The 13,257-nt window shown below is 61.2% G+C and carries 6 protein-coding genes; all 6 read left to right on the top strand.

The window, feature by feature from the left end; genetic code table 11:
• The first annotated feature begins 113 nt into the window (after positions 1-113).
• The gene (locus tag U6958_RS29335; RefSeq protein WP_167368433.1) at positions 114-10,523 is read left to right on the top strand and encodes a hemagglutinin repeat-containing protein; all 10,410 of its coding nucleotides are present in this window, start codon (positions 114-116) and stop codon (positions 10,521-10,523) included.
• A 5-nt stretch (positions 10,524-10,528) separates the two neighbouring features.
• Complete coding sequence (locus U6958_RS29330) at positions 10,529-10,927, top strand: hypothetical protein (RefSeq protein WP_143044715.1); 399 nt, start codon at positions 10,529-10,531, stop codon at positions 10,925-10,927.
• 58 nt (positions 10,928-10,985) lie between these two features.
• Positions 10,986-11,375, top strand: coding sequence for a hypothetical protein (locus tag U6958_RS29325; RefSeq protein WP_143044716.1), 390 nt, complete (start codon positions 10,986-10,988; stop codon positions 11,373-11,375).
• Positions 11,376-11,409: 34 nt separating this feature from the next.
• The gene (locus U6958_RS29320) at positions 11,410-11,940 is read left to right on the top strand and encodes a hypothetical protein (RefSeq protein ID WP_143044717.1); all 531 of its coding nucleotides are present in this window, start codon (positions 11,410-11,412) and stop codon (positions 11,938-11,940) included.
• A gap of 290 nt (positions 11,941-12,230) precedes the next feature.
• Positions 12,231-12,593 (top strand): hypothetical protein, encoded by a 363-nt coding sequence (locus tag U6958_RS29315; protein ID WP_074924326.1) that lies wholly within the window; start codon positions 12,231-12,233, stop codon positions 12,591-12,593.
• A 159-nt stretch (positions 12,594-12,752) separates the two neighbouring features.
• Entirely contained in the window at positions 12,753-13,235 is a 483-nt protein-coding gene (locus tag U6958_RS29310) for a hypothetical protein (protein WP_143044718.1), read from the top strand.
• The last annotated feature ends 22 nt before the right edge of the window (positions 13,236-13,257 follow it).

Here is a 13,257-nt window from a genome sequence, read left to right as displayed (position 1 = left end):
CCAGCATGCATGCACCGACCATGAGCCAGCACAACCAACAGTCCTCCCCTGTGCCCGAGGAACCGAGAACCGCGCACCGCGCCCCTCGGTGGGCCCGGCGCACAGCGGCGTTCATGGCCGCTGTTTTCTGGCTGACTCAACTGCAACTGGTCATGGTTGGCACCGCGCAGGCCCAGCCGCAGCCGCCGGCCGGGGCCATCGCAGGTCCCTTCGGCGGGCCCATTGCCGACCCGCGCGCGCCGATGGCCTTCCAGCCGGGCATCCAGTCGCTGCCGGGTGGTGGTGCCCTGGTCAACATCACGGCGCCCAATGCGGCCGGAACCTCGCTCAACCAGTACGAGCGCTTCGATGTGCCAACGTCCGGTGTCGTTCTCAACAACAGCCTCATCGGTGGCACGCCGTTGCTGGGCGGCACGGCGGCTGCCAATCCCAATCTGTCTGGCGGGCGCGCGGCCAACACCATCGTCAACGAGGTCACCGTCACCGGAACACCCAGCCAGATGCGGGGCACGGTGGAAGTCTTCGGAACGCCCGCCACCGTCATCATCGCCAATCCCAACGGCATCACCTGCGATGGCTGTGGCGTGGTCAATACGCCCAGGCTTACCCTGAGCACGGGCCGGCCCACCTGGCTGGATGCCGGGGGGCTGGGCAGCACGTTCCAGGATGCCAAAAAACAGGGCTTCGACGTGACCGGTGGCCGCATCGAAGTGCGCGGCTCGGGCATCGAAGGCACGGTGGGACAGCTGGACCTGATCGGCGAGACGCTGAGCATCGACGCTCCCCTGCGCGCCCACTACCTGAACCAGGACATCTCCAGCATCAACCTGACGGCAGGCAAGACGCCCGCCATGCCGGGATCCGCGCGTGCCGCTTCCGAATCGCCGCAGTCCCCGCAGACCCCGGCTCCGGTGCAGTCGGGCCGGGCTCTGGCCATCGATGCCACGGCCCTCGGTGCCATGACCGCAGGCCAGATCCGTGTCATCTCCACCGATGCCGGCATGGGCGTCAACCTGCAGGGCCCGCTTCTGGCCTACCAGCGCGACGTGGAGATCCAGAGCGCCGGCCGCGTCAGCACGGGTTCCCTGGCATCGGCACGGGACATCCGCATCGACAGCGATGGCTATGTCAGCGTTGCTGGAGAAGTCTCTGCGGGCAAGCAACTGCAGGTCAGCGGCCGCGATGGCATGCAGTTCAACGGACCCGTTCAGGCGCAGGGCGACATCCGGCTGCAAAGCGCGCAGGGCGGCATCGCCGTGAGCGGCGATCTCGTGACCGCCGGCAGCCTGCAGGCGCGTGCGGGTGGCGACCTGCAGATGGGTTCTGGCGCAAGCACCGTGCAGGTTGCGGGCGCCACCACACTGGGTGGCAAAAACGTCCACCAGACCGGCAAGCTGCTGGTGGGTGGCGACCTGGCCATCGACGCGGGCGAAGGTGCGTCGCTGGGCGGCGTCACCGCAGTCGCGGGCAGCCTGGACATGCGGGCCGGCCAAGGTGCGTTGCTGTCGGGGCAGTTGCAGGTCAACCGCAGCGCCAAGGTTTCGGCCGATACCATCGACGTCACGGGACGCAGCGTCGTTGGCGAGAACTTCCAGCTCGACGGTGTTCGATCGGTTGACCTCATCGGCAGTGCCCACGTGGGCCAGTCGCTGAGCATGGAGGCGGGCACCGTGGGCATCAACGGTGACATCTCGGCCGGCGAGACCAATGTGGACGCCAGCAGGGTCGATCTCGGCAGCGCGGAAAAAGGCCTGTCCATCGGCGGCGACCTGAACCTGCGCGTCGGCGACTCCCTGCATGCGCGTGGCGATGTCAGTGTCACGGGCAGCGCGAATCTTTCCAGCGGGGGCGACGCCCGGTTCGACGGCGCCATCACTGCCGGGCGCGACCTGGGCCTGAGCGCAGGTGGCGACCTGACCATGGCCGGCCCGGTCACATCGGGCGGCAAGGCCAGCTTCAATGCCGCAGGCAATCTCACGGCGCACGGCGACATCCTTGCGGGCGGCGGCATCACGGGCAAGGCGGGCGGGGACATCCGCCTGGGCGGGCAGGTGGGCTCGGCCGGTTCCCAGCAATGGAGTGCGGGCGGCGACTTCTCCGCCGACAAGGGCATGGAGGCTGCGGGCCTGTCCGTCGAGGGCCGCAATATCCGCATCGCCGGCGATGTGCTGTCCCAGGGCGCCGTCAACATGAAGGCAGGCCAGAAGCTCCAGCTGGGAGGCGACTTGCGCTCGGCAGGCAGCACCACCCTGAGCGCCGGCGCCGAAGGCATCACCGCCAAGTCCATCCTCACCAACGAAGACCTCGACATCCGCAGCCAGGGCAACATCGCCCTGGAGCAGGCGCAGGCCGCGCGCGACGTGCGCCTGGAATCCTCGACGGGCAGCATTGCAACGGGCAACCTGCTGGCCGGGCGCGATGCCGGCGTGACTGCGGCGGGCAATGTGCTCGTCGATGGAACACTGCATGCCGGGCGCGATGCGCGCATTGCCGCCAAGGGTGATGCCACCGTGCGCGGCGATGCCTATGCCGGGCGCGACGTGGCGCTGTCAGGCAGCTCCATCAGCCTGGACAAGGGCCTGCAGGCCGGCGGCGATCTGCGCTTGGAAGCGGGTGACGGCGGCATCGCCAGCCGGGGCCAACTGGTCGCCAACCGGGGCATCACCGCCCTGTCCGCAGGCCAGATCGACGTCCAGGGGCCCGTGCTTTCCGGCGAGAACCTGCAACTGCGCGCAGGCCGTGACATCACGGTGGCGGGCGACATCGCGGCCATGGGTACCATGGACATCCGGTCGGCACAGGCCCTCAAGGCCGAACGCCTGCAGGCCGGCGCCGATCTTGACGTTGCGGCCGCATCCGTCCACACCCGCAGCGTGCTGGCGCAGGGCCAGGCCACGCTGCGCGCCGACGATGCCTTGCGCATCCAGGGCGACTTGATGGGCGCCGGCATCGACGCCACGGCGCGCACGGGCGCCATCTCGGTCACCGGCACGGTGGCCACGCCGGGGGCGCTGAGCCTCAAGGCCGGCACCGATGCCGAGGCCGGCAAGGTGGTGGCCGGCACGGCCGACGGCCAGGCTGCCGTGATCGACGCGGGCGGCAACATCCGCCTGCAAAGCCTGGAGACCGGCGGCGCCTACCAGGCCCGCGCGGGAGGCAGCCACGAGGTGGCAGGCGCGGCCACCGTCCAGGGACCGGTCGACATCGCCGCTGGCGCGGACATCACCGTGGGTGCAGATGCAGCCTTCGGCCAGGGCTTGGCCGCGAATGCCGGCGGACGCATTGCCGTGGCCGGCGACACCCTGGTGCTGGGCGATGCACGCCTGCAAAGCGGTGCGGGCCAAAGCTACGGCGAGACTTCGGGCGGCAAGGCGGGCGGGCAGATGCGCGTCACCGGCAGGCTGGATGCCAGCGCCGGCCAGGGCTTCGCCGTGGGCAAGGAGCTGCGCGTCAACGACGGCATGGACATCGAGGCCAAGGCCGGTGCCATCGACGTGGGCGGCGGCCTCGCCACGCTGGGCGATGCGCGCCTGCAGGGCTCGGACGGCGTGCGCGTGGGCGGCGACCTGCAACTGCGCAAGGGTGAGCTTGCCAGCTCCGGCGGCGCCATTGCCATCGCAGGCAAGGTCTCTGCCGAACAGGACCTGGGACTGAAGTCCCGGGGTGACATTGCCATTGGCGGTGCCACCGTCGCGCAAGGCCGGCTCACCGCCCGCAGCGAGGCTGGCAGCATCAGCTTTGGCGGCAACCTCGACGTGGCCGGCGACTTCGACGCCCATGCGGCGCAGAACCTGGGCTTTGAAGGCAACAGCCTCTTCCTGGGCGAGGCCCGGCTCAAGGCGGACAACGGTGCCATCCGCAACCGGGGCGACATGACCTTCGCCAAGGCGGTGGACATCGACACCGGCGGCGATCTCTCCAACGAAGGCCTGATCCAGTCGCAGCAGGACATCTCCATCCGTGCGCGCAACATCGACAGCAACCTGGCCAGGGCCGGCGGCATCGTCACACCGGGCAAGCTCACCGTCCAGGCTGGGGGCGCCACGCGCCTGGGCAGCCAGGGCAAATTCAGCGCCGGGCAGGACATGGCGCTGCAGGCGGCAGGCGGCACCAGTAGCCAGGGCACCATCCAGGCGGGCGGCAACCTCACGCACGGCGGCACTCTGTCGAGCAGCGGCAGCGTCGTGGCCGACGACATCACCATCAACGGCGCGCTGGGCAACCAGGGCGGCAGCGTCTATGCCCAGGGCAGCCTGGGCGTCTCGGGCAGCACCAGCAACAGCGGCAACATTGCCGCCAGCACCATCACCATGGCCGCCGTGGACAACAGCGGCCAGATCGGTGCGCAGGGCATCTCCCTGGGCGCCACCGGCAACTCGGGCAGCATCTCCGGCTCCAGCGTGGGCATAGATGGCAGCCTGAGCAACAGCGGCAGCATAGGTGCCAGCGGCTCGCTCGACGTCTATGGCGGCTCCATCTCCAACAGCGGCTCCCTGGCGGGCGGCGACGTCACCCTCAGCGGCAGCAGCATAGGCAACGATGGACAGATCCAGTCCTCGGGCTCCCTCAGCATCTCGGGCGGCAGCTTCGACAACGGGCTGACCGAATCGCGCAGCTGTGTCTCGGCCAGCGGCTGCGGCGCGGGCTCCGCCCCCGAAGACTGGCGCTACAGCCAGGACCCGGGCACCGTGCATGCGGGCGGTGCGCTCACTGTCAACGTCGGCAGCATGACCAACAAGGGCGTGGTCAGCGCAGGCAGCAGCGTCAATATCCAGGGCAGCCTCAACAACACGCGCAGCGTCAACGACCCCTACACTTCCGCAGGCGCCAGTGGTGGCGCCAGCACCGGCATCATCTCGGCCGGGGGCGACCTCACCATCTCGGGCCCCTCCGTGCAGAACGCGGGCGGGCAGATGCAGGCAGGCGGCGCCGTCAACATCACATCGGCCGGTGCCTTCAGCAATGGCGCCCCGGCCGAAGGGGTGACCGGCCAGATCCAGGGCAGCAGCGTCACCATCAACGCCGCCAGCATCGACAACCAGGGCACGCTGCTGGCCAAGAGCGGCGATGCGAAGCTCACCGCCAGCTCCGGCGGCATTGCCAACACCGGCACGGTGGCCGCCAGCGGCGGCCTGCAACTGCAGGCCAGCGGCGCGGTCAGCAACGGCGACGGTGCCAACCTGCTGGGCCAGGACATCCGCATCAAGGGCTCGGGCTTCAGCAACCAGGGCACGGTCTATGGCCAGGGCGGCGCGCCCGGCGAGATCGACATCAACACCACGGGCGGCTTCAGCAACAGCGGCGGCACCCTTGTCGCGGGCGGCAAGCTCAACATCCAGTCCGGCGGCTACAGCAACAGCGGCGGCACCGTGGGCAGCCTGGGCGACGCCACCCTCACCATGGCCGGCGCCTATGGAGCCACCGGCAACGAACTGCTGGCCCTGGGCCACCTTCAGCTCAACGTGGGCGGCATCAACGTGGGCGCCTCGGAAAGCTGGTCCTATGGCGGCAACTCCGTGGCCTGGACCGGCACCCTGCACAACCAGGGCAGCGTCGCCATCGCCGGCAGCGCCAAAGGCAGCATCCACAACGAAGCCACGGGCACCCGCAGCGGCAGTGGCGAGCCCGACGTGCGCGACGGCACCTATGAGGTGCCCGAATACCCGGCCGCGCTGGCCGAGCTCAAGGAAGTGCGCGTCGTCGGCTACACCGACGTGGCGCAGCGTGCGCAGCTGTACATCGGCGGCGGTTTCGACGGCTCGCTGGTCAATGAGGCCTCGGACGCCAGCGTGGGTGGCGGCAGCATCGAGCAGCGCAAGAAGAACCAGACCATCACCTGGGAGGGCAAGAACGCCGACGGGGACATCGTCACCGTCGAAGGCCTGGCCCGCAGCGTGCCGCGCCTGAACACTGGCAGCGGCAGCTCCACCATCACTCTGGTCGGGCCCGATACCGGCACCATCGTCGGCGATGCCATCACCATCAATGGCGGCACCATCACCGTACGGCCCGGCATTGATCCCGCCACGGGCCTGCCTCTGGTCGTGGAAGCCCGCAACCGCGAGGTCAAGCCCGGCGACGTGGCCAAGGGCCCCGACGGACAGGCCGTCAAGGGCGACGTCAAGACCGGCGATGCCGACAAGGCCGACGCGCCCAGGGAATTCAAGGTCCTGGGCGGCGACCCCGGCACCATAGGCGCCGGCGACACCAAGGGCCAGGGCAGCGACATCAAGGGCCCGGGCGACGAAGGCTTGCCGCCCCGGACCTCCAGGCCGCTGGACCTCTCGCGCCCTGAACTGGCCACGCCCGAAGGCGGCGTGGCCGCCCTGCTGGGTGGCGGCAAGAGCGTGGCCTGGCCCGACTGGAAGCAGATGCAGATCGTGCCCGGCGGCATCAGCGCCAACGACCTGGAACTCAACCTCAACGGACAGTTCATCAACCGGGGCCAGCTCGAAGTCACCAACAACCTGGCCATACGCGCCGCCGAAGGCATAGACAACTTCGGCGCCAGCATTCGCGCGGGCGGCTACACCAGCCTCAGCGGCGGCGGCCTCGACAACCGGGACGGCAAGATAGAGACCGGCACCCTGCTGACCTCCCTCAAGGGCGACATCGACAACAGCCGCGGCAGCATCGTCGCGCATGACGGCGGCTACCTGCAGGCCAGCGGCAATATCGCCGCCACCGATGGCCGCTTCGTCAGCGACGCGGGCAAGATCGTGCTGGACGCGGGCGGCAACATCGACCTGGTCGCCAGCAAGGTCGAGGGCAAGAAGGGCGCGGGCCTGTATGCCGACGGCGACATCCGCCTGGGCGCCGCCGCCAAGGCCGAAAGCACGCACACCAAAGAGGACCAGATCCTCGTCACCCAGCACTACGACGCGGACAACAACCTCACCGACCCAGAGATCCGCATCAAGATCGGCGAAACCCAGCGGCGCACCGACACCCTGACCCACACCGGCACCACCATCGACGGCGGCGAAGGCAGCGTCACGCTGCGGGCCAAGGGCGACGTGGTGGCCCTGGGCTCGCACATCAAGGCCGGTGAGGACGTTCTGGTGCAAGGCGCCAGCGTGCGCGTCGAAGCCCTGGTGGACAAGTCCAGCAGCCTGGAGGAAGAGCACCGCAAGAACTACGACCATGCGCTGTTCCAACGCAGCGAATCCCTGTCGGGCGGTGAGATCGAGGCAGGCCGCAACCTGAGCATCGTGGCGAACGGCAAGGCCGACGCAGGCAAGGGCGACATCACCCTCAAGGGCGCCACCGTCACCGCTAAGGGCGACGCCAGCCTCATCGCCAGCCGCGACGTCAACCTGCAGGACAAGCAGACCGAGCACGGCCGCTTCGAGGAAACCTACAGCAAGAAAAGCGGCTTCCTGAGCAAGAAGAGCACGCACACCGTGGAGGAAGGCGCCAGCAGCCTCAGCGAAGGCAGCGTGCTCAGTGCCAACAACATCTACCTGCAGGCCGGGCGCGACATCAGTGTGACCGGCTCGCACGTGGTGGGCCAGGGCGACGTGGGCCTGGTGGCCGGGCGCGACGTGCAACTGCTGGCGGGCCAGGACAGCGCCGCCGCCACCAGCCACAGCCAGACCAAGAAATCGGGCCTGTTCAGCGGCGGCGGCTTCGGCATCACGCTGGGCTCCAAGTCCGTCACCATCGACCGCAGCAACGAAAGCGTGCGCGCGGCCGGCTCCAGCGTGCAGGCGCAGGGCGGCAACGCCTCCATCGTGGCCGGCAACCAGTACCGCCAGACGGGCTCGGCCGTGCTGGCGCAGGGCGATGTGAACATCGTCGGCAAGAGCGTTGAGATCAACGAGGCGCGCGAGCTCGAGCGCGACAAGTTCGAGATGCGGGCCAAACAGAGCGGGCTGAGCGTCAGCATCAGCAACCCCGTGGTCAATGTCGTGCAAGGCGGCGAGACGGTCGCCCGCATTGCCGGGGCCACCGGCAACACCAGCGATGCCCGCATGCAGGCCCTGGGTGCGGCCGCTGCCGGCATGGCGGCCTATGAAACCTATGGCAAAGCCAGCCAGCTCATCGCAGACCCCAGCAGTGCCACCAGCGTAGGCATCAGCCTCAGCCTGGGCAAAAGCTCCAGCCGCAGCACCAGCGAGTACCAGGTCAACAGCGCCGTAGGCTCCCTGGTCAAGGCCGACGGCAACGTCAGCATCACGGCCACCCAGGGTGACGTCCACGTGCGCGGCAGCAGCGTGGAAGCCGGCAAGGACGTACGCCTGGCTGCGGACAAGGGCAACATCGTCCTGGAAGCGGCAGAAAACCGCTTTGCCGAGCAAAACAGCCAAAGCAGCAGCTCGGCCAGCGTGGGCGTGGCCTTCACGCTGGGCAGCAAGAACGGCTTCAGCGTCAATGTGGGGCTCAGCCAGGGCAAGGGCAGTGGCAGCGGTGAAAGCCTCAGCCACACCAACACCCACATCAAGGCAGGCGGCACGGCCAGCGTGCAAAGCGGCGGCGACACCACGCTCAAGGGCGCCACCATCGTGGCCGACACGGTCAAGGCCGACATAGGCGGCAACCTCGCCATCGAAAGCCTGCAGGACAAGAGCACCTACAACGAGAAAAGCAGCAGCGCAGGCCTCAACGTCAGCCTGTGCGTGCCTCCCCTGTGCTACGGCGCCTCCAGCGTGGGCGGCAGCGCCGGGCGAACGCGCATCGACAGCGACTACCAGAGCGTGGTCGAGCAAAGCGGCATCCGCGCTGGCGACGGTGGCTTTGACGTCAAGGTCAAGGGCGACAACACGCTCAAGGGCGGCGCCATCACCAGCACCCAGGTGGCGATGGACGACGGCAAGAACCGCTTTGAAACCGGCGGCAAGCTGACCACCAGCGACATTGAAAACCATGCGGAATATGACGCCAGCGGCTGGAGCGCAGGCGGCAGCGTGGGCTTCCAGGCAGGTGACCAGAGCACAGCCAAGACGGAAGAACAAAAAAAGGCCGCACTCGACACAGGTAAAGGCCTGACGGGCGGCAGTGCCGGCGTGGGCAGCGACAGCGGCAATGCCAGCAGCACCACCAAGGCAGGCATCAGCGGCGTGGCGGGTGACAGCGGCGCGCGCACGGGGGACAAGGAGACGGGCCTCAAGCCCATCTTCGACAAGGACAAGGTGCGCGAGAACGTCAATGCGCAGATCGAGATCACGCGGGAGTTTGGTTCACGTGCGAGCAAGGCGGTGGGGGACTTTGCCGACAGCAAGCTCAAGGAGGCGATGGCCAACGGTGATGAGGCGGAAATCGAGAAATGGAAAGAAGGTGGGGCCGGCCGAGTCGCGCTGCACGCATTGGTTGGTGCAGCGGGCGGGGGATTGGCAGGAGCTGCCGGCGCGGGCCTGAGCCAGGTGGCTGTTGCGCATCTGGACGAAACCTTGAAGGAGTTGGGCGTTGACGAAGGTGCGCGAAACACCCTGGTCGCCGTGGCTGGAACGGCCGTGGGGGCCGTGGCCGGTGGAGCAGCAGGGGCAGCGGCTTCGACCAATGCCACGCTGAACAACTTCCTCAACCACAAGGAGCTCACGGAACGGGCTAAGAGTGAGAGCGCCTGCCAGAAGGGCGACAAGGCGGCGTGCGGCGAGGTAAGCAAGCTGGACGCGCGTTCTGCTAAACGCAATGAAGATATCCGTAAAGGTTTGGCTCCAGCGACGGTGGATCAGAACCTGGAGATTCAAGAAGACCTTGGCACAGTGGTGACAGAGCTTGCCAAGTACAAGGATCAGCTATACCAGCAATTGGGGGCCACTGCAGATCCTCAGCGCAGAGCTGACCTGATGGGGCAGATCAGCGCAGCAGACAACAATATCAAGCAGCTGGCTGTGTTGGGTCAGGATAATTTGCTGTACTTGTATGGCAAAACCGATGATCCAAAGTATTGGAGTGCGTACAAGCAACTGCAGGCGGCATCAAACGGAAATGAGTTTGCTGATGTTCTGATGAGCGGTACTGCCCTTATCGGAAAATTGAGAAGAACATCTGTTACCAACGGAACGGAAGGTACTGGAAATCTAGGAGGAAATGGGCAGGCTCGTAATCCTTTACTGGACGATGCACTTCCAAGAAATGGAGATCGGGCAGTATATGGTCAAGGTGAAGGAACTGTGACATGTGGGCATAACTCATGTGGTATGGTTTTAGATACCCTAGGCAAACCGGTCGATGTTCCGGGAATTATTCAGAGATTCCCTGCCGAAACAAATGGTATTAAGCCGGAGGTGGCTGCAACTATCTTGCGGGCTAATGGCGTGGATGCCGTCTCATGGGGTAATAGAAACACTGATGATTTGGCAAAATACACAGCTAACGGAACTCCAGTTATTGTTAGAATCGCAAATAATGAAACAGGATTCTCGCATTTTGTTGTTGTAGATGGTGTGACTACTACAAATACCGGGCAAAAGGTGGTGGCAATACGAGATCCTTTGTCATCTGGAAAGCAATATTTCAGCCCAATTGATAGTTTTAATAAGGTATTTTCTGGCGATGTTATTGTTCCTAGGAAAAGGTGATTTAAATGATTTTAAATATTGAATTTGAGAAAAATTTTTTTACAGAGAGCATCGTTAAGAATAAATTTATTCCATGTATTTGTAGAATAAAAGGGCGGATTTTTACCGTGGAATTCTCCAGGCCGTTGATGGCGGCTATTGGATCTATCCAAGATTTTAATCTGCAAGATATATGTGATAGATATTCTGCGTCTGCAGGTGGTGAATATACTCACTATTGTTTTGGTGAGATTAGTTTGAATTATTTATTTGATAATTCATTTGAGGTCATTGATATGAAATTCTTTGATGAAATATATGGCTGGATAAACATTGTTGAGAATTCTATGTTGGCTGAAAAAAATAAAGAAGAAGATAGATATTATCCAGATTGGGCTAGGGAGTTAGATAAAGATAGGAGTTAATTATTTTATGGATATTCCGATTGCATGAAATTTTTGGAGAATTTCTCTTTGATAAATTATGAGGCTATGTATTAAATTTGAGAAAAATGGTTGGTTTGAGTATTTTATTAAAAATAAAAATATTCCTTGCATTTGTAAAATAAAAGGCAATGATTTTTCTGTGGAATTTTTTTCTCCATTGCCTGAGGCAGTAGGCACTGTGAAAGATTTCTCTAAAGAGGAAATAAATCTTAGAGCTCCATCATATGGAGGTGGGGTACATACACATAATTCTTTTGCGGAGATTAGTTTGATAGAGGTATCGCAAGATATTTATGAAATATCTGATCTTAGATTTTTTTATCAAACATCTGGATGGCACCAAATATTGGAGAATTTTTCTTTGGTGGAGGTTGTTGATGAGGATTTGCCAGATTGGGTCAAAGATTTGGATAAAGGCAAGATTTGATTTAATTTGCTTTGAGTAAATTCGAATTAATCTCATGAAAGACGACCGTTCTTTTTTGATCCTATGTCTTTCCGTTGCGCTGGCCGGTTGCGCCATCGAACCTCGCCGCAACTACACGCCACAGCCCAAAGACGCCACATTGCATCTCCGCTCCACAGGCATGCCCATGTCGGCAAGCTTCTCCATCAGTTCCGCCACCACGGCGTGCGAAGGCTTTGAATTCGCAGGATCTGTCCGCGATGGAGGCGAGGGCGTGCTGCTGCCCTGGATTGCTGCGTTGAGCAACAAGCTCAGCGGCGTACCAACCGTGCGAGAGGCTGCAGTGCCTGCAGATGCGCCAGTGCAGGTCAAAGGCTTTTCCTCCTGGCAAGACCAGTACAGCAGAGGTTCCTGTGGGCCGGTAACCAAGCGGTTCACTCCCACTGCTGATGGCGTCTACCGTGTGGATTTTGTCTGGGCTGGCATGCGCAAGTGCGGGTTGCGTATCGTGGATATCAGCAGGCCTGATGAGCCCAGGGAAGTACCTGCCACGCCGCTGATCTGTCCTCGTCCGCCTGGGCTGTAGGCCGTATAGAGTATTCACAGGTCAGGACTTCCGTTTATATCACCCGCGTTCTGCTTGTCTTGCTGTTCCTGTGTGCTGTAAATCTAAGTGCTTCTGGTTTGTTTGTAGGGTGGAAGTGGAATAAGCAGGCGGCAAGAAACTCAGCTATATCAATGCCCATATCAGCACGAGTGATATAGCCATTATCCTGGACTGTGCGTGAAACACAATGAGGATTGAAAGTAAAAAGCCACGTTGGAAAACGTGCAAAAAATTCTCTCAGGTCAGGTCGTTGATTCAAAGGTGGTTTAATGAAGTTGCATATAAGATTCCCCCAGAATTTGATAACTGTAGATTTGCTTAAGCAAAAACAGATTCCCTGTCTCGTCAGAATATCCAATGAATTCGAGGTTATTTTCTTTGATACTGTTCCTGATGTGAGTGGCATCGTTTATGGATGGGATAGAGATGAATTGGAGCGAAGAGCTGTGGCATCTGGAGGTGGGGAATATACCCATAGTGCACGAAGCCTCATAACTTTAATGAGAGAAGAGAATGATATTTATCAGATTGTGGATTTGAAGATGTTCTACAGATCATTCGGGTGGTGTGCTGTCGTAAAGAATGGTCAGTATGCTGATCCTGGAAAGTTTTGGGATGACGATATTCTCTAGAAGTATAGAGTCATGAGAGCTGACAATTTCCCTGGTACGCTTCATTTTGAAATTTAAAGCCGTGTTTTATGCTCGCGAAAGGAATTTTCACCGAAAGGAGTTGTTGAGACTGAATCGCTGTTTAAGATTTTTGATTGATAAAATATAAATGGAGGATTTATGTTTTTCTGGAAAATAAAAGAACTAAAGAATGCCTTAATTCGTCGAGAGCTATCAGAAGGACAGGTATTTGGTTATGTCCTGATTTTCGTTTTATTGAACGCTGTTGCTGTGGAAGTTACTCGCTATAGTTCTCCTGAATACGTGGGAGTCTGGGACTATATCAACTCTTTTTTTGGTATTTCTATTGTTTTATGGGGGGCTATATTTTCTTATCGTGCCAATGGGGGGGCTTCTGGTGTGGATTTTGCTGCGAGATTTCTCAGCATCAGTCTTGTGGTGTTGATTAGACATATGTTTTTTATTTTTCCCATTGCATTGATTTTCTATGTGTATATTTTTTATTCATCGCAAAAAGGGGTAAATACGGAGCAAGTGATTATAAAAGAAGAGGTCGGGGTTGGAGTTGTTTTGTTTGTAATTTGGTATATTAATATATATCAGTCAGTTATCAAGAACATCCGCGAGGTGGCAAGAGCTTGAAATGATTTGAAAATGGGAGTGC

It is taken from the genome of Delftia lacustris (assembly GCF_040267515.1).
GTDB classification, from domain to species: domain Bacteria; phylum Pseudomonadota; class Gammaproteobacteria; order Burkholderiales; family Burkholderiaceae_C; genus Comamonas; species Comamonas tsuruhatensis.
Note: the sequence above shows the minus strand (reverse complement) of the source record. Positions and strands in the feature narration are given on the sequence as shown.